A 15,456-nucleotide genomic window follows, 5' to 3' on the forward strand; every position below is an offset into this window, starting at 1 on the left:
TGCGGATCAAGATTGGGGTTAAGATCAGGGCGATCCAGCCTGCGTCATGCTCAGCGCCCGGCCTCGGCCAGCTTGAGGAGGTTGTGGGCGGTGCAGATCATCGCCCATTCGCCGCGGACGTGATCGAGCCCGCGGAGCAGGAACTGCCGGATGCCCCGGGCTTGTTTGATCTGTCCGAATACCGGCTCGACGACCTGCTTCCTGAGGCGGTAGCGGCTCCGGCGGCCAGCCCGCTTCAGGCGGACAGCCATCGCACGCATCAGGGGCGTCTTCGTCAGCTTTCGACGGCCGGCCGCATCCGCCTCGCCGTGACGCGCCCGCCCCGGAGCGAGATAGGCGGTGATCCGCCGCTGCTTCAGCGCGGCCAAGTTCGCCTCGTTGGCAAAGCCTGCATCGCCCGAGACCTCGCACGGTTTGCGCCCGAGATGAGCGCGGACATCGTCGATGAGCGGCACGAGGGCGCGCGCGTCGGCAGCATTCGTCACGAGGCGGTGCGCCACGATGATCTGATACGCGGCATCGACGGCGATCTGGCCGTTGTAGCCCTGCACGAACCCGTCGCGGGTCGGCAGGATCCGGCTGTCCGGGTCGGTAAAGTTGCGCTGCGCTCGGTCCGGCGGACCGCCGTCCTCACCGCGCAGGGGCCGACCCTGCCAGCGCATGCCAGAGGATGCGCCCGGCCCGCTCTCGTCCTCGGGGTCGGGCGGATCGACCGCTTCCGCTTCCAACGCGGCCTTGGCATCGCGGATCGTCTCCAGCCGTCGCTGCTTGTCGGCCATCCAGTCCGGCGTCTCGTTGCCCCGTCGGTTCGCGCCCTGCACCGCATCCTCGGCCGCGTCCGCCTCGCGCGCTTGCTCCAGCCAGGCGTCGACTTCGGCGGCCAGCGCCGGCTCTGCCGTCTTCATGCGTCCGTAGCTCATCGCCTTGTGGCGGGACGCGTTGGCCTTCACCTTGGTCCCGTCCACCGCCACGTGGGCGAACTGCACCAGACCAGCCGCGCGGCACAGGCGCAGCACCTGCACGAACAGGTCCGACAGGGCCACGAGGTGGCGCTTGCGGAAGTCGGCGATGGTGCGGAAGTCCGGCCGGTTCAAGCCGGTCACCGCCATGACGTCGACCCGCTCCTCGCAGGCCCGGGCGAGCTGACGCGACGAATACAGGCCGCGGCTGTAGCCGTAGAGCAGCAGCGCCACCATCATCCCCGGATGGTAGGGCGGGTAGCCTCGCTCCTCGCTGTAGGTGCCGAGGATGGCCGAGAGGTCGAGCGCTTCCCGCACCGTGTCGCGGACGAAGTGCGCCATGTGCCCGGGCGGCACGAACTCGTGCAGCGAGGGCGGCAGCAACCAGCCCTGATCCACATCCCAGGAGCGAAACACCTTGGCCATGAGCCGAGTGAATCACCCTCTGGCCTCGCCGTCGAGAGCATTACTCGGACGGGCTCCTAGCTGTTCTGTCCCGAGGTACGGAGAAAGACGCAGCATGGCCATGTCCGAGGGCGTCCATACCATTCCCAATGGGCTACACGTTTGAAACCAGTAAAAATCGTTATTTTATAAGCTCTTATATTCTCTATGAAATGTCCCTCAGGGGGTAGGGGGTTCCCACCACCGGAGGATAATTACCGCAGGTAATCAGGGGTTAACTTCTAAGGTGAGGGTTCCTCAAGCGCGCCCTGGCGCGAGGGCAAGCCCTCGCTGGGACGCGAGAGGTATGGGGCTTTCCGTATGGGAAGCTGACCTCAGGGGTTGGCTTCGCCATTCTTCTGAGGTTGAGGACCGTCGACCTCCATCGCCGCTCCATGGCGTCGACGCCGCGCCTCTCACGCCTGCCCGATGCCCGCCCGCCGCTGCCAGGGGCCTTGCCTCCATCTAATCACCGAAGGTGTCCAGCGGGCTTCCCTCCGTTACGCGCCGATCCATGATCCTTGCGGGCCATTCCTGAGCCTCGCAGGCGGGGATGATCCAAATGACGGCATGAGCGCGGTGCCCCCTCCCAGAATTTGAAGCCCCCTCGTACCACCCCACCCACCAATGGCCCGGCATCTTCGCTCCTTGGCGCTATGGCGGACCAGCCATCTACCGTTCGCGCAGGCCCTCAATCTGTCCCAAAGGTGCTGACGTCGGACAGGCGCCTGCAGACCTGACGGGCGCTCGACCACCGAGCCGAGGTGTATCTACTGGCCGAGGGCGATTGGCACCCGCACTGGCCGAGGGACCGACCGGTCCTTGAGGGAGCCACCCACGAGCCGGGACACGTCCCCCTTAGGAGTGCCGGCGGTCACGGCTGCGTTGTCAGTAAGACGACGGCGGCCTATATTCACTTTTTGTTCTCGAATGCTCCTTCGAGGGGAGCTTACCCCAAACGGACGCAGTCGATGCGAGCGCGATGAGGAACGCCCTCAAGACGGTCATGTTTGTGTCTGCGCTGTCGCCATCGTTGATCAGCGTGGCGCTCGCTCGGGTCTGGGATCGCGGACCGACCTGGGACGCGCTGTGGTACGCGCTGGCGGGCTGCGTCGGCATTCTCTTGATCCGGTACATCGTCGACGCGCTCAGATGGAACGGCGAGACCTTCCCGATCACCCTGAAGAAGGTCGAGGCCAACGACGCCCTGATGCTCGGCGTCATCGTGACGTACTTCATCCCCTTCATCGGCAAGGCGGCCGACATCACGGTCGGGGTCGTACTGGGCATTCTGGCGCTCGCCGGCGTCTCCTTATGGATGTCGAGCTCCATCCTCCCCAACCCGGTTCTGCGATCGCTCGGGTATCGCTTCTACAAGGCGGAGACTGACAGCGGCGTGGTGTACACGCTCATCACGCTACGCGACCTGGTGGATCCGAGACAGGTCAGGGCCGTCAAGCGGATTTCCGGCTCGATGCTCCTGGAGGTAGTCTGAGCCCATGAACCTCTTCGCTCTGACCCAGGGGCCAGCCCGGCGCATCCTGCGCATCCCCCTTTCCCGGGCAATCCAGGTTCAGGTCGGGGCGCTATTCCGGCAGCAGGAAGCAGACTTCGTAACGTCGGCCGAGGAGGAGCACGCGTTCGACGGCTCGTACACCCCGGACTTGGGAGAAAGCCTCGTCATCGCGGGCTACGACGACGTCGACAACATTCACCACGCCATCGAGCATCCCCTAGGCATACCGGAGATCCCGCCGGATCCGGCCGCGTTCGAGACAGTCAAGGCGCTCTTCGTAGGCTATCGCTCCGATGGGGGCGAGCCTAGCGCGCTGATCCAGGGCTTCAACCGCCGCAGGATCATATCCCCAACCGGATTCACCCTGCTCCATTCCGCCGACACCTACCGGATGGTTGACAGTGTTGGGTTGACCCTCGACAACCGGCTCGCGGCGATGCTGGTCGGGACGAACCTCAGGTTTTTGAGCTTTCACGTCGTGCGCCAGATCCTCGACCTGAGCGCCTATTTCGCCGAGGCCACGGTTCCCGAGCTGCGAGCCTTCGCGCGCACCGCGGGCATCCACGTCGCGAACGAGGAGGCCTTCGTGGCGCTCGCCGACACTTGGGTCAGGAAGAAGGTGACCTTGATCGGCCGAAACCGAATTTTGGATACAGTGAGTTCGGCGGCGATCCGCGACGCTGCCCTCGCATTCGGCATCGAGATCGAGACGGTTCAGGTGAATGGCCGGGAGGCCATCTCCCTGCCGGGCGCCAAGGCCGATCTGAAGATGCTCCTGAAGTTCCTCGACGAGGACTACTACCGCTCGCCCATCCAGGGCCGGAACTACGTGACGAACTCGAAGCGCCCGATTTGATCCCGTTCCGTTTGCCCCACCCGGACCGACGGATATGCTTGGGGGCAGCGTTACGTTTGAGGATGACCTCGCCGGTCATGGGCGACGTGACAAAGGCGACGGAACTCGCCGCCCGCATCGAGGTCGTCCCGACGCTCCTGGAGGTGATCTGCCAAACCACGGGTATGGGCTTCTCCACCGTCGCCCGGGTGACCGAGGAACGCTGGATCGCCTGCGGCGTCCAAGATGACAGCGGTTTCGGGGCTTACCCCGGGCGACAAGTTCGGCGTCGAGACGACCCTCGGCAACGCTGGAGGCTAATCCGTGCGTTAACCTAGTCGTGTTGAACTTCGCCATGCCGAGCATGAACGGGGCCGAGGCCTACATCGACATCCTTAAGCGGTAGCCGGGGATGGCCGTGCTATTCGTTACCGGCTTCGCCGGCACCGCCGCAATGGCCCAGGCCAGCGCGGACGGGGTCAAGGCCATCATGCTGAAGCCGTTCCGGGACGGCGAGTTCGAACGAAGGTCGCAAGAGCGCTTGCTGCCCGAGCCACGCTTGTCCCGCGGCTCGTGTCGGACCGGGGCAGCAGGGACGAGGCTTCGATGATCGGAGCTGGACCACCGGGTTTCCGCCCCCCTTGCGCCGCCGTCGCGTCGTTGACGTGCCCTCATGCGGCACCCCTCCTTTTCGCCCTGCTCGGACATCCATGGGGCATTCGGTCCTGAAACCCTTGCGGCCCAATATTGATCGGCCCCCTTGGTAGTGGTCCGCCCTGAAGTATGGCTTTTGAGCCGACAGAGGACGGAACCTATGGCGCAAAGACCCAAGCCCGAGGAGATCGTGAGCAAACTGCGTCAGGTCGACGTGCTGGTCTTAAAAGGACACCCGTCACCAGATGCGGTATTATGGGTCGACGCTGATCGGCATCATGACCGTGTCCAAGGCCAAGGGCATCACCTTCGTCGTCACCCGTCGGATCGACAACGACCGCTCAGCGGACGACTACCTGCAGTACGTGAACGCCGACGGCACCCCGAGCTACGAGTTCATCAAGAAGTCGACCGGCCGGTAGACCCTGCCCAACGACAACTTCGTCACGACCGGTGACCTGCCCCTCCTAGTGACGTCCCGCTACATCGTCTGCCAGGTCACAGGCACCGAGATCCGCATGTACGACTTCACGGGCGCCATGGTCCGTACCGGGAGTCGGAACCAGAACTCGAACGGCACGGCGAGCAATTTCAGCTTCGTGCACCTGCCCCAGTTGGACGCCCTCGGGTACCGGGCCAACGATTACGCCGTGACGTACGCCAGTTTCGACTACGGGCAGACTTGGTAGTCGATCGACACCTGGGGAGCCCGGGGATCGAAGAAGCCGACCATCCTGCGGCCGCCTCACGACCCCCATAACGCCGAGCTCGCCTCGTGCCGGCCGCTATTCATCACGTGATGTCGAAGGCCTGCTCGAACGTGGGCCCGAAGGCGTCGAGGGCGCCCCCGGTCGCCAGGCCGTCGAAGTCGAGCGTCTGGGGCTGGAACGACACCTCGTTCACGATCAGGGCGAGGACCTCCAGCGGCTGCCCGGGGCGCTTGCGGACGAGGGCCGGGGGCTCGCCGGGCTTGAGCGTCACCCACGAGACGTCGGGCTCCTGCATGGCCTTCGCGGTGTAGCCCCGCGGCAGATTCCCGAAGTTGTCCCGGGGCGCCTTCGGACCGGGGACGATGGGCCCCCGCTTCGTCGTGAACGGGTCGCCGGCGTGCCGGGTGCCTCCGAAGACCTGCAGGTAGAGGTAGGACGCCGTCCGGTCCTTCAGATAGATCAGCACGGACGGGTCGCCGCCGCCCGTCCGGATCGAGGCCTTCATCACGCCGACCCCCTCCAGCGTGAACTGCGTCGGGCGGTCGAAGCTGGTCATCATCCCCTGCCGGACGGCGTCCGCCCCGGCCTCGCCGGCCCGATTCAGGGCCTCCACAACCGCCGGCGCGAACGCCTTCGCCATGTGGTCGTCGACCTGGCGTTCGAACCCGGCGACGTCGATTTCCAGGGCGATCTTCAGCATGCCTTGAGCCTGCGGACGGCGTCCGCAACGGACAACCCCGCTCCGGACGGTGTCGGCCCGGACACCGTCCGGATTTGCCGATTTCGGCCCCGAGGGGGAGAATCCCTCATCCCCCCCGGAGGCCGCCATGCAACAGCTTATGACGACGTTTCCCGAGCCCGGCACGCCGGTCCCGGACCCCATCGAGAGTACATCCGCACAGGCGGCCGCCGGGCGTCGCGGTGAGGCCGAGCGCAAGCGGATCGAGCGCGCCGCCCGCAAGGCCGAGGGCCTGCCGGACCCCCGCCTGGTGGACAACGCCATCGCATCGGCCCTCGCGACCGTTCTGAAGAAGGGCAATGCTGCCGTGCGCATCCAGGCGAATGGAGGCGATCTGCGGAAGTTCCGGCTTCCGCTTGAGGCACTCATGCAGGAGGCCATGGCCACCCTCACGCTGGGTCGCCACGTAGATAAAAAGACGGCCAGCAAGGTGCTCTCGCAGCGCCTCAAGCTCGTCTGATGCCAACCGTTACAGCCGGTCGGCGTCCTGCTGATCTTTCGATTCAAACCCAAGAAGTAACGGGACGCTAACAACCCTCATAGGTATCCACCCGTTCCTGCATCCGGGCCAGGGACAGGTGTTGACTCCCCCTCGACGACGAGTCCGCGAGCTGAGATCGTCTCCTCAACGCCCGAGCCCAAGGAGCCCCGCTGATGTCGATCTCCGCCTACAACATCGCCGCCCCCTTCGACGCAGCGGGCCTCGGTCTGGCTGGCGTCCTTCACCGGGCTCGCCAGGACCGCCTCGCCGCTCAGGCCCACGCCGACGCCGTGCAGGCAAACCGGAACCTGACCGCCGCCACCCGCGCTGCCCGGGCCGTCGAAGCCCTGCGTGGCGTGCTCTTCGCGACGCAGGCGGAGAATGCCGCCCTGGACCAGGAAAACGCCGAACTGAAGCGCGCGCTCGCGGTCGCCAGAGCGGAAACCCTGCGCGCCAAGGGCCTGTTGGTCCGCCACATGCGGGCCGCCTAACGCGGCACACGGTGTGCGCACGTCAGCACACCGTGTGTGCACAGGGGGTAGCACAACACTTTTCCTCGGGGTGTGCGCCCGTGCCGCACCTCGGCATCCAGACATGAAAAAGGCCCGCTCCGATCATCTCGGGCGGGCCTTTTTCTGAGCGGGGAGGCTCACATCGCGGGGGCGTACCGCATCGGGTCTTCCTCAAGGAGTTCGTCGATGACCCTCCTCAGGGTTTCCTCGTGCTCCCGGACGTTGGCCCGCTGCTCCGGAGTGACTTGGGCAGCAGCGCAAAGGGCGGACCGGTACTCGGTCAGCGTCGGCGTCAGGGGTAGGCCGTCGATCAGGCGGAGGCCGGCCATGTGGCTGCCGATGCGGTGGGCGCCGTGCTGGTCCAGCTTGAGAAGCTCGGACGCGTTTAGGCTGTTCAGCCAGGCGGACGCGGCCTCGTCCAAGCCCTCGGTGGTGGGCTCCTGATCGATGGTCAGCATGTCGTGGGCGAACCGCTCGGCGATGCAGCCGCGGGCCAGGATCGGATCGAGGGGAATCGGCGCCAGCATCGCCTTCGCGGCGGCGCCGGGTTCGGCCGCGACCACCGAGACGGCGGCGGTGGCGGATTCGGCCTTGGCAGCGATGCCGTCGAAGGCGTCCTCCAGACCGGCGTTGGCGCCGACCGGCGGGCGGAGGCTGTCCCGTACGGAGCGGAGCACCCAGCGGCCCCCCTCCCAGACGGCTTTGACGGTGACGGCGGCCATCATGGCCATGGCGAGGGCGAAGAGGCGAAAAACGTTGCGCATGAGGGTGGGTGATCCTGCTCTCGGGGTGGGATTCGATTTTCGGGACGGGGACGAAAACGACCAGGTCTAGCCGTCGTCGGCCTTCCACTTGTCGGGGACGCGGACCCAGCGGCGCTTGCGGTTGCACCACGAGATCGGGTCCCCCCCCATCCGGCATCCGCCATGAGTAAGCCCCGGCCCCGAGGGGCCCATGGATGGTGACGTCCAACAGGCCGCCGTCCGGAACCTCGACCCGGGCGACGAATCCGCCGCGGATCACGGTGAAGGCGTCGACCCGGCGGACGTAAGTCGGGACGTTCTTCGGGAGGATGTCGGCGACGTAGGCGTGGACGATGAGGTCCTGCTCGTGCGTGACCGCGTCCGGATGAAGGGCGAAAGCGAGCTGCATCTCAGACCCCGGCCGAGCCGAAGATCGCCGCCCGCAACTCGGCGCCGATCTGCCGCCGGTGCGCCCACACCGCGCGGAGGGCATGGGAGGCCTGGGTCTGGTCGAGCGCGTGCAGGCTGGCGACGACGTGGCCGGTGTGGCTGTGGGCGGCACTCCAACCGACGTTGTTCCGGATGGCGGCGCGGTCCTCGTCCAGGCCAGACAGGAGACGGCAGGCCTGCAGGACGGCGGCCCGGACGCCCTCGTCACCGGCGCGATCCCACCACTCCTCGATCCGAACCGCCCCAAGCCGCTTGATCACCTCGGCGATCATGAACTCGACTTCGTCCACGAGCTCGCCGGCCAGCCGGGCGTCCCGCTCCGACGGGCGATCCTTAAGAAGGCTGACCGCCCACTCCTGCTTCCTCTTTGTCCACGCCCACGGCTGCCCGTCGAGGCATGCCTTCAGGCGGGCGATGGCCCGCTCCCTCTCGGCTCTATGTGCCAGCCAATCGCGGTCGGCCTGCTGGACCGCCGCGATGCGCGCGGCCGCCTTTCCGGCCTCGATGGCGTCGGCCGCGGATTCGGCGGCGGCGACGGCAGCCAGTACGTCCGCATCCTCGGGCGCCGGTACGGCCTCCCAGCACACGGGTGTGTGGTTGTCCCAGGAGAAGCCTGCGCCGCGCATTCCATCCCGGTCGGCCGAGTAGGCCCTGGCGAATGCAGCGGTCTCTCCCTCGCCGGTCCAGAGGGTGCGCAGGCCATTGCGCGTGCGGATCTCGCCGACACAGCGCCAGGAGAGTGCGAGGACGCCGGCGGGCAGGGCCTGCTCGACGGTGATGGGGCTGGTGCTGGTGGAGAGGAAGGAGGCCGCGATGGCCGCCATCCCGAGTGCGAGGATGATGAGGGTGAACATGGGCGATGCGCTCCTTCGATACGTCAACTGACGTATTCAAGCACCCTGCCATGCGTATTGAAATGGCACTCGGAGAACAAAGCGCAGGCCGAGACAATCAGGAATAAGTGGTGTATTTCTGGTATCACTTAATCTGGTGCACTTACCGAGATACTACGACATTCGAATAAATTTAAATCCTTGCGGATACGCGGATTGGCGCTACCTTTTTGAAAAGAATCGACAAAGGCCATCCACGATTACTGCACCAAAGACCGTACTCAAGAGGAGCGACGTGATCGATAGGCTACGGGCAGCCTGCAAGGCAGTCGGAGGCCAGAAGGTCTGGGCTGCCCGCAACGGGATAAGCTTCGGTTACCTCAATGACGTCATCAACTATCGCAAGACGCCTGGGGATTCGGTGCTGCGCAGCCTCAATTTGCAGCGTGCCGAGCTGACGTACGTGCTGCGTGAGCCGCTGGAGATTGCCATCCACGACGAGGATGGCGTGACGCTCGCGACGGCCTGGGCCATCCTGATGAGCGGCGCTCTCCACGATCCCTCTCGCCAGTGCAAGACGGAATACAAGTTCTACGACCTCATGGTCGGCGACCGACTTCTGACCGGGAGCGTGCAGGTCACATACAACGTGACCCCGGCGTATCGGGATGCCGGCGACCCGCCGCGGATGGTGGCCGCCCAGTTCGAGATCATCGCGCTCGATCAGGTCCGGGTCGACTGGATCGTCCCGGACCTATCATCCGGCGACGAGGTCGAAGGCCCGGGCTTCTTGCCCTGGCGCGATCCCTTGGAAGCCGCCGTCGTCGAGGTTCTCAGGGCAACCTCGGACCTCAAGGACGAAGTCGTCGCGCAGCATCGGGAGGACTGAGATGGCCTCCCTCTCATTCGTCGACGGGCTCTACCGCCTCGACGCCGCCCAGACACGTCGCCGGCTCGCCGACGCGATGGCCGTGGCCCGCGCCGGGACGGATGGGGACGCCGTCCGGCGCGTCGAGGCCGAGCTTCTTCGCACCGCGCGATGGGCAGTCCGGCATCTCGATCTCGCCATCGTCCAGGCCGAGCGCGCCGCCGCCCCGGAGGCCGAGGCTACGTACCAAGCGGTCACGACCACCGAGATCCTCGCGAGCGCCTTTCGCGACGACGAGCCCCCGCCGGGCTGCTGAACTCTCAAGGCGAGCCCCTCATCCATTCCGGAGACAGCCATGACCAAGCGGATCACCAAGGCCGTGAAGCCGGTCGCCCCATCCCGGCTGAGGATGGTGGCCATCGATGCCGATCAGGACGACGGCCGATTCCAGATGATCGTCCTCAAGGCCGAAGGCGCGGCCGCCGTCGAAGCCGGCATGCGCCTGGTCAAGGCCGCCCTCGGCAAGCCCTGAGCACCTCGCCGACGCGCCCGGCGGCAGGGGCGCTCCTCCCGATCAAGTTCCCCCAACATCGAGGTCGTCATGAGCACGAAAACGATAACCGAGCAGGCGCTGTCCCACATCGCCGGTGAGGTCGCCGCCTCGGGCAAGCGCCCGGCCACCGAAGTCGCCCAGCGCATCATGGAGCGCCTGGAGAAGATCGGCCTCGTCGTTGTGCCTGCCAGTCAGGCCGGGGCGATGCAGGTCCTCATCGAACTCGATGAGACGTTCGACCTGTCCGGTGTCGAATCTGCTCGCCTGTTCCTCGACGGCCTGCGCTCCGCCGACCTGCCCATCCCGGCGAACCGCGCCGCCTAACACCTCCGTCGTGCGCCCGGCGACAGGGGCGCTCCACCTGCTCAAGCATCCCCAACAAGAAGAGGAGCGTCCCATGCGGCGCAAGGACCGAGATATCATCGACGAAGCCCTTTGGGTGGCCTACGAGCGCGGCAAGGCTCAGGCGGGCCCCCGTCCCAGCGCTGGACACAACCTAGTCCGGGCTCTCGAAGGAGCCGGATTCGAGATCTTGCCGAAGACCGTCATGGGCAACGTGTTTCCCCTGACGCCCGCCGGCGAGGACGCGATCCGACGGTTCGTCGATGCGGTCGATCTCACCCAGGAAGCCGTCTCGGCCGGCGGTGCCGATCTGGGGCGCCGGATCGAGACGGACCCTGACCGATACCTCCGCGACGTCTCCGGACGGGACCATGCGGTCGATCCGCTGGCCCTCGCGGTGCGGGACGCCATCGAGGCGAGTCGGCTCCTCAACCTCGCGGCGGCGACGCTCGGGCGAGAGGCCGTCGACACGCTGCTGCAGGTCCTGACGAAACCTGCGCCGGCGGCCGCCGCCTGATGCCGAGCTCGCACTGCATCGTCGACCGGGGGACGTCGTTGATCGTCACCCGGCACGGGTCGCTTGCCCTGGCGCGGAAGGCCTGGCGACGGCATGCGACCGTCCTGCAGGGCGGCCGCATCAGCCTAACGCCGTGGGCGGCCCGGCACATGGTCGTGCCCCTCAGTGTCGCCAACGCCGCCTTGGCCCGGCTCCGGAGCTCGCCCGTGCAGCGTGTCACCGCCTCGTCGCACCCCCACGTGCACAGGGCCTTCGGGATCGTGGCCGAGGACGCAGGGGAATCCCCGCGTTTCGAGTACCTCGTGCCCCGCACGTTCGAGCACCGCCTCGGGCAGGCCGAGGTCGCCCTCGGCGAGCTCGACGAGGCCGGATTCGAGACGCTCTGCCTCGGATCGCCGAGCGCCGTCCGGGCCCTGATCGGTCGCGATGACGGACGTCGGGCCGCTGCGGATCTCCTCGCTGGCTTCTTCTTGGACTGGCACCCGCTGACGCATGCCGGCGTTGCCCCATCGCCAAGGCCGTCCGCCTGATCACCGAGATCCCATGCACCCGTTTCACCCGCGTCGCCTTTCGCCTGCCGTCGTCGGAGCATGCCGCGCCCTCGATGGCGTCCTGACGCTGCCCGAGGCCGGCCCGGCTCCGGACGGCGATCTCTCCCTGGCGGAGGTCCTGGCCGGGCACGCGCGAATGCTGGCCGCGTCGGTGGAGGAGGCCGCGCCGGGGCTGATGCATGCCGTCCGTGAGCCGATCAAAGCAATATCCCGTTAACCACAAATCGGGTCTGCTCTTGTTTTGGCTTGCGTCGGACTGCGTTGCGACTTAAATTAACCTTCGAGCGCTATTAACCTAAGCGACAATTGTCGCTTTATCATTGATAGCATCTTTGGCTACCTCCTGCCTATGCCCCACGGGGCTTCACGGCAGAGAGGATGCCATGTCCGACATCAAGTACCGCGACCTCCTCCAGATCCCGCTCCCTCCGGTTCCGCCGGAGGGCTTCGTCGACGAGGACAGGACGGCGAGCAAGCCCCGCTCCCCCGGGAAGCACAGGGTCAAGCCCTGGCCCACAGCCGCGGAGCGCGAGTGGGAGATCGACCGTCACGAGTTCCAGTGGGAGCTTCCCGATGCGGCCTACGACCGGTTCCGGGACTGGGCCATGCGGGTCGAGGCTGGTGAGGCGAAAGCCGTGGCGCTGGCGGCGTGGCGGTCGATCTCCGTCCTGTGCAGGAGGCCCCCCGGCAAGCGCGATTTCCTCATGCACCCGGAGAATGTCCTTTTCGACATCTCCGACGCCATCCACAACGATGCGTTCGACGACCCCGACGACGAGGACATGTCGCATGAAGGGTACGAGCGTCGGTTCGAGCTCCAGATGGCAATCGGGCAGGAGATCATCGAGCAGATCTTCGGCCCGGACCCCGGCAACCTGATCCTGCTGATGACGCAGCACTGCTACGAGGGGCAGGGTGACCCCGAGTACGAACTGGGTGGCCAGCAGGAGCGCGCCGAGGCGAGGCTGAAGCTTGGGATCGCGACCAAGCGCGATCACGAGATCTTCGCCCAGGACCCGATGGACCGCTACTGGGCCTAGCATGTTGAAAGGCCCCGGACAGATCCGGGGCCTTCCTGGTTTCAGCCCTCCCAGATGACCGCGTTGACCGTCGCGCCGTCGGGGCAGTCCTCCGCCCGCGCCGGCCGGAAGGTCGACCCCGCGCAGTTCTGGCAGACGTACTTCGAAACGCTCGGGCCCTCCGCCGACCAGCCCCGGCGATCCTCGGCCGACAGGGTCGCGAGGTACGCCCGCATGCGGACGACCTCAGATTCGGCCTCGGCCCGCGTGACCGCGTAGGACACCCAGCCACACGAGAGGCAGGTCACCTCGCCGTCGCCGATCTCCCGCTCACGCCTCGCCATCCTCATCCTCCTGCGGCTCGCCCAGCAGGCGCTCTTCGGGAATCGTGGGCGTGGCTGCGAGGCGCTCCATGATCTGCCCCAGGCTGATCGGCGCGTACGACCAGCGGTCGACACCGACGTCGCAGGACTGGGAGGTGTCCGGGAGGCGTCCGTGAGTATGCCCGAATAGCTGAAGGCTCCCGCGGAACGCACCGGCCCAGGCGCGCATCGGGTAGTGAAAAAGCACAACCCGGGTCCCCTCGACCTTGGGTGTCGCGAGGTCCTGCCGGGAGTACCATGGCAGGTCGAGGACCCGCTTCTTGTCGTGGTTGCCCCGGATGAGGTGCTTGCGACCGCGCAGGCGCCGAAAGATCATCTGGCATCGCTCCGGGGTGGCGCCCATCGCGAAATCGCCGAGGTGGTAGACCTCGTCGCGGGGGCCGACGACCGCGTTCCATGCCGCGATCAGCGCCTCGTCGTGTTCCTCGATGGAGGCGAACGGGCGCCCGGCCATCGACAGGACCCCCTTGTGGCCGAAGTGGGTGTCGGCGGTGAAAAAGGTCTTCATCGGGGCAGCCTCCATGATGGGGCTGCGCGCACTGCGTCACGCCCCGGGGATGGGTCTCGTCGGTAAGCGGGGGGTGCGTATTCGTTTCACGATGGCCTCGTGGGCTGGCTGAATCCCGAAGATCGCAGCTCTCATGCCGCCGCGCAAGGGATACCCGATCAGATTGTTATGCAATCCACAGACTATGCCAAGTCGCTTGTGCATGTATTAACAGACTACTAATGTATAAAATTGTCGTCATTGAACATAAGGACGGCCGATTTATCGAATTTGTATCTATCGTGCGCATAAGACGCCCGATTTCGTCCTAACGTAGTCATGGACATCGATCGCTCGCTTCTTAACGACGAGCGGCGGAACGGTCGAGCAAGGCGGCCTCCCGATTGTAGGCATCAATTACCGCGGCGACCCAGGCCTCCATCCCACGGGCCTTCAAGTCGAGCCTCTGCGCCTTCGCGTAGACTTTGCGGGTGATGTCCTCCAACCGCGCGTCCTCGTCGTCCCTCTTGCCCGTCTTGTGCGCCAGGATTGCGCTCGCCGCGCCGCCGAGCTCCTCCTCGGCCAGGAACGATCCGAGGGTGCGCCGGACGTCGTGGGGCGTCCAGATGCGGATGCGGTGGGCCTTGAACAGGTCCACCTCCCGCAACGTGACAGCATCCTTCTTTCCCGCCTTCGCCTTGCCCTGCAGGCGGTAAAGCATTTGGTTGAGGCCGTCGGACGTCACGTGCTTGCCCAAGGCTCGGGACGGAAACGCCCACTCGCTGTCCTCGCCCTCGTCGAAACGGCTCAGCGCCTCAAGCGCCGCCGGTGGAATCGGCAGGGCGTGCGGGCGCGGGCTCTTGCCGCCCTTCATGTCGCCGGACGACCACGTCCACACTTCCCACCCGGGGCGCCCCGGCATCGGGATGACCCGGTCCCTTCGTGTGGCCGCCAGGGCGCCGGTCCGCTGCGCGGTCAACACCACGGACCACAATGCCTTGAGCATTCCGGCCGACGTCTCCTGGTCGGTCGTGCCGAGGACGCGGTGGCGCTCGGCCAGGGCGAGGGTTCGCCCAAGCTCGGACAGGGTCGGCTCGTGGTCGCGCGTGCTGGCGGCATACTCGATGGACCAGCCCTGCCACCACGGCGTCTTGCCGAGGCGGCTGAGGCGCCGGTGGTACTTCCAGGCCCAAGTCAGCATCGCCTTTCCCTGGTTCACGGCCCGGGCGGCGGTGGAGACCGAGTTGGCCTTGGCGATCCTGTCGCGGATCTCCTCCAGCACATCGATGTCGAGTCGGGCGAGCTCCCATGTCGAGATCCGCTCGAACGCCGGGTGGCGCAGGTATCCCTCGTACTGCTCGGCCCATCCCGGCTTCAGCTTGGGCAGGCGGGTGGCGAGGTACGCATCCACCAGGTCGCGCCATTGCCATGGGCCGTCCCGGCGCCGGTCCTCGTCGGACTGCTCCACGACCTCTTCCGGGAAGGCGACCTCGACGGACAGCCCGACGTCATCCGTCTGGGCGATGGCCTCGGCGTAGATCTCCAGGCTCGCCCGGGGATTCCGGCCTGCCCTGAGATCGAGGCGGGCCTGCTGGGCGGCTGCGCGGGCGGCGGGGACCGGCAGCGCATCCATGTCGCCGAGGCGCACGGTCCTCGCCTCCGTCTTGAGGAGCCATGCCCCGCCGAGGGGGCCGACGCGGAGCAGGAGGCCGGTGGTCGCGGTGTCCGCCCACTCGATCCCGCGGCCCGGGACCTTACTCGTCGCGATGAGCCGGCGGGCCCTCTTCAGGTGGTCCGCGGTCAGGTTGACGCGTTCGCGGGTCCACGTGTTCTGGGTCGCCAAGGTAGCTCTCCGAGGGC

General features: G+C 66.5%; 21 protein-coding genes. 14 read left to right on the forward strand and 7 right to left on the reverse strand.

What is annotated here, in order from left to right; genetic code table 11:
• Positions 1 to 50: 50 nt before the first annotated feature.
• Positions 51 to 1,385 carry an IS1182 family transposase gene (locus tag MFF13_RS22305; RefSeq protein ID WP_238272952.1) on the reverse strand — a complete coding sequence of 445 codons (1,335 nt, stop codon included), beginning with the start codon at positions 1,383 to 1,385 and terminating at the stop codon, positions 51 to 53.
• A gap of 1,000 nt (positions 1,386 to 2,385) precedes the next feature.
• Here MFF13_RS22305 and MFF13_RS22310 point away from each other — a divergent pair.
• From MFF13_RS22310 to MFF13_RS22325, 4 genes are all read left to right on the forward strand, one after another.
• The gene (locus MFF13_RS22310) at positions 2,386 to 2,898 is read left to right on the forward strand and encodes a KwaA family protein (protein WP_238272953.1); all 513 of its coding nucleotides are present in this window, start codon (positions 2,386 to 2,388) and stop codon (positions 2,896 to 2,898) included.
• 4 nt (positions 2,899 to 2,902) lie between these two features.
• Complete coding sequence (locus tag MFF13_RS22315; RefSeq protein WP_238272954.1) at positions 2,903 to 3,775, forward strand: hypothetical protein; 873 nt, start codon at positions 2,903 to 2,905, stop codon at positions 3,773 to 3,775.
• An 878-nt stretch (positions 3,776 to 4,653) separates the two neighbouring features.
• Positions 4,654 to 4,830, forward strand: coding sequence for a hypothetical protein (locus MFF13_RS22320; protein WP_238272955.1), 177 nt, complete (start codon positions 4,654 to 4,656; stop codon positions 4,828 to 4,830).
• A 96-nt stretch (positions 4,831 to 4,926) separates the two neighbouring features.
• Entirely contained in the window at positions 4,927 to 5,097 is a 171-nt protein-coding gene (locus tag MFF13_RS22325) for a hypothetical protein (protein WP_238272956.1), read from the forward strand.
• A 103-nt stretch (positions 5,098 to 5,200) separates the two neighbouring features.
• On the opposite strand, the gene MFF13_RS22330 is transcribed toward MFF13_RS22325, so the two are convergent.
• Complete coding sequence (locus MFF13_RS22330) at positions 5,201 to 5,818, reverse strand: hypothetical protein (RefSeq protein WP_238272957.1); 618 nt, start codon at positions 5,816 to 5,818, stop codon at positions 5,201 to 5,203.
• A 139-nt stretch (positions 5,819 to 5,957) separates the two neighbouring features.
• Between MFF13_RS22330 and MFF13_RS22335 the strand changes: the two genes are divergently transcribed.
• A complete protein-coding gene (locus MFF13_RS22335) occupies positions 5,958 to 6,317 on the forward strand; it encodes a hypothetical protein (protein WP_238272958.1) in 360 nt (119 codons plus the stop codon).
• Positions 6,318 to 6,511: 194 nt separating this feature from the next.
• Positions 6,512 to 6,829 (forward strand): response regulator receiver protein, encoded by a 318-nt coding sequence (locus MFF13_RS22340; RefSeq protein WP_238272959.1) that lies wholly within the window; start codon positions 6,512 to 6,514, stop codon positions 6,827 to 6,829.
• Positions 6,830 to 6,987: 158 nt separating this feature from the next.
• On the opposite strand, the gene MFF13_RS22345 is transcribed toward MFF13_RS22340, so the two are convergent.
• Positions 6,988 to 7,614, reverse strand: a complete 627-nt coding sequence (locus MFF13_RS22345; protein WP_238272960.1) for a hypothetical protein — start codon at positions 7,612 to 7,614, stop codon at positions 6,988 to 6,990.
• A gap of 389 nt (positions 7,615 to 8,003) precedes the next feature.
• Complete coding sequence (locus MFF13_RS22350; RefSeq protein ID WP_238272961.1) at positions 8,004 to 8,897, reverse strand: hypothetical protein; 894 nt, start codon at positions 8,895 to 8,897, stop codon at positions 8,004 to 8,006.
• 274 nt (positions 8,898 to 9,171) lie between these two features.
• On the opposite strand from MFF13_RS22350, the gene MFF13_RS22355 reads away from it, so the two are divergent.
• The 8 genes from MFF13_RS22355 (at position 9,172) to MFF13_RS22390 (ending at position 12,747) form a co-directional block, all read left to right on the forward strand.
• Complete coding sequence (locus tag MFF13_RS22355; RefSeq protein WP_238272962.1) at positions 9,172 to 9,765, forward strand: hypothetical protein; 594 nt, start codon at positions 9,172 to 9,174, stop codon at positions 9,763 to 9,765.
• 1 nt (position 9,766) lies between these two features.
• Positions 9,767 to 10,060, forward strand: a complete 294-nt coding sequence (locus tag MFF13_RS22360) for a hypothetical protein (protein WP_238272963.1) — start codon at positions 9,767 to 9,769, stop codon at positions 10,058 to 10,060.
• 39 nt (positions 10,061 to 10,099) lie between these two features.
• Positions 10,100 to 10,276, forward strand: a complete 177-nt coding sequence (locus MFF13_RS22365) for a hypothetical protein (protein WP_238272964.1) — start codon at positions 10,100 to 10,102, stop codon at positions 10,274 to 10,276.
• 69 nt (positions 10,277 to 10,345) lie between these two features.
• Positions 10,346 to 10,621: a hypothetical protein gene (locus MFF13_RS22370; protein WP_238272965.1), complete on the forward strand. Its 276-nt coding sequence runs from the start codon at positions 10,346 to 10,348 to the stop codon at positions 10,619 to 10,621.
• A 208-nt stretch (positions 10,622 to 10,829) separates the two neighbouring features.
• Positions 10,830 to 11,156, forward strand: a complete 327-nt coding sequence (locus MFF13_RS22375) for a hypothetical protein (RefSeq protein WP_238272966.1) — start codon at positions 10,830 to 10,832, stop codon at positions 11,154 to 11,156.
• 206 nt (positions 11,157 to 11,362) lie between these two features.
• Complete coding sequence (locus MFF13_RS22380; RefSeq protein WP_238272967.1) at positions 11,363 to 11,686, forward strand: hypothetical protein; 324 nt, start codon at positions 11,363 to 11,365, stop codon at positions 11,684 to 11,686.
• A 13-nt stretch (positions 11,687 to 11,699) separates the two neighbouring features.
• Positions 11,700 to 11,924, forward strand: a complete 225-nt coding sequence (locus MFF13_RS22385) for a hypothetical protein (protein ID WP_238272968.1) — start codon at positions 11,700 to 11,702, stop codon at positions 11,922 to 11,924.
• A 166-nt stretch (positions 11,925 to 12,090) separates the two neighbouring features.
• A complete protein-coding gene (locus MFF13_RS22390; RefSeq protein WP_238272969.1) occupies positions 12,091 to 12,747 on the forward strand; it encodes a hypothetical protein in 657 nt (218 codons plus the stop codon).
• A gap of 41 nt (positions 12,748 to 12,788) precedes the next feature.
• Here MFF13_RS22390 and MFF13_RS22395 read toward each other — a convergent pair whose 3' ends face one another.
• The 3 genes from MFF13_RS22395 to MFF13_RS22405 form a co-directional block, all read right to left on the reverse strand.
• Complete coding sequence (locus MFF13_RS22395) at positions 12,789 to 13,070, reverse strand: hypothetical protein (protein WP_238272970.1); 282 nt, start codon at positions 13,068 to 13,070, stop codon at positions 12,789 to 12,791.
• The gene (locus MFF13_RS22400) at positions 13,057 to 13,617 is read right to left on the reverse strand and encodes a metallophosphoesterase (protein WP_238272971.1); all 561 of its coding nucleotides are present in this window, start codon (positions 13,615 to 13,617) and stop codon (positions 13,057 to 13,059) included. Before MFF13_RS22400 ends, MFF13_RS22395 begins: the two co-directional genes overlap by 14 nt.
• A 340-nt stretch (positions 13,618 to 13,957) precedes the next feature.
• Positions 13,958 to 15,439 carry an integrase arm-type DNA-binding domain-containing protein gene (locus MFF13_RS22405; protein ID WP_238272972.1) on the reverse strand — a complete coding sequence of 494 codons (1,482 nt, stop codon included), beginning with the start codon at positions 15,437 to 15,439 and terminating at the stop codon, positions 13,958 to 13,960.
• Positions 15,440 to 15,456 lie beyond the last annotated feature (17 nt).

Source organism: Methylobacterium cerastii (assembly GCF_022179125.1).
Lineage (GTDB): Bacteria > Pseudomonadota > Alphaproteobacteria > Rhizobiales > Beijerinckiaceae > Methylobacterium > Methylobacterium cerastii.

What these genes read in the sequence shown, in the direction of transcription:
- MFF13_RS22305 (WP_238272952.1), bottom strand. Translation starts at nt 1,385, where the DNA reads ATGGCCAAGGTGTTTCGCTCCTGGGATGTGGATCAGGGCTGGTTGCTG.
- MFF13_RS22310 (WP_238272953.1), top strand. Translation starts at nt 2,386, where the DNA reads ATGAGGAACGCCCTCAAGACGGTCATGTTTGTGTCTGCGCTGTCGCCA.
- MFF13_RS22315 (WP_238272954.1), top strand. Translation starts at nt 2,903, where the DNA reads ATGAACCTCTTCGCTCTGACCCAGGGGCCAGCCCGGCGCATCCTGCGC.
- MFF13_RS22320 (WP_238272955.1), top strand. Translation starts at nt 4,654, where the DNA reads ATGCGGTATTATGGGTCGACGCTGATCGGCATCATGACCGTGTCCAAG.
- MFF13_RS22325 (WP_238272956.1), top strand. Translation starts at nt 4,927, where the DNA reads ATGTACGACTTCACGGGCGCCATGGTCCGTACCGGGAGTCGGAACCAG.
- MFF13_RS22330 (WP_238272957.1), bottom strand. Translation starts at nt 5,818, where the DNA reads ATGCTGAAGATCGCCCTGGAAATCGACGTCGCCGGGTTCGAACGCCAG.
- MFF13_RS22335 (WP_238272958.1), top strand. Translation starts at nt 5,958, where the DNA reads ATGACGACGTTTCCCGAGCCCGGCACGCCGGTCCCGGACCCCATCGAG.
- MFF13_RS22340 (WP_238272959.1), top strand. Translation starts at nt 6,512, where the DNA reads ATGTCGATCTCCGCCTACAACATCGCCGCCCCCTTCGACGCAGCGGGC.
- MFF13_RS22345 (WP_238272960.1), bottom strand. Translation starts at nt 7,614, where the DNA reads ATGCGCAACGTTTTTCGCCTCTTCGCCCTCGCCATGGCCATGATGGCC.
- MFF13_RS22350 (WP_238272961.1), bottom strand. Translation starts at nt 8,897, where the DNA reads ATGTTCACCCTCATCATCCTCGCACTCGGGATGGCGGCCATCGCGGCC.
- MFF13_RS22360 (WP_238272963.1), top strand. Translation starts at nt 9,767, where the DNA reads ATGGCCTCCCTCTCATTCGTCGACGGGCTCTACCGCCTCGACGCCGCC.
- MFF13_RS22365 (WP_238272964.1), top strand. Translation starts at nt 10,100, where the DNA reads ATGACCAAGCGGATCACCAAGGCCGTGAAGCCGGTCGCCCCATCCCGG.
- MFF13_RS22370 (WP_238272965.1), top strand. Translation starts at nt 10,346, where the DNA reads ATGAGCACGAAAACGATAACCGAGCAGGCGCTGTCCCACATCGCCGGT.
- MFF13_RS22385 (WP_238272968.1), top strand. Translation starts at nt 11,700, where the DNA reads ATGCACCCGTTTCACCCGCGTCGCCTTTCGCCTGCCGTCGTCGGAGCA.
- MFF13_RS22390 (WP_238272969.1), top strand. Translation starts at nt 12,091, where the DNA reads ATGTCCGACATCAAGTACCGCGACCTCCTCCAGATCCCGCTCCCTCCG.
- MFF13_RS22395 (WP_238272970.1), bottom strand. Translation starts at nt 13,070, where the DNA reads ATGGCGAGGCGTGAGCGGGAGATCGGCGACGGCGAGGTGACCTGCCTC.
- MFF13_RS22400 (WP_238272971.1), bottom strand. Translation starts at nt 13,617, where the DNA reads ATGAAGACCTTTTTCACCGCCGACACCCACTTCGGCCACAAGGGGGTC.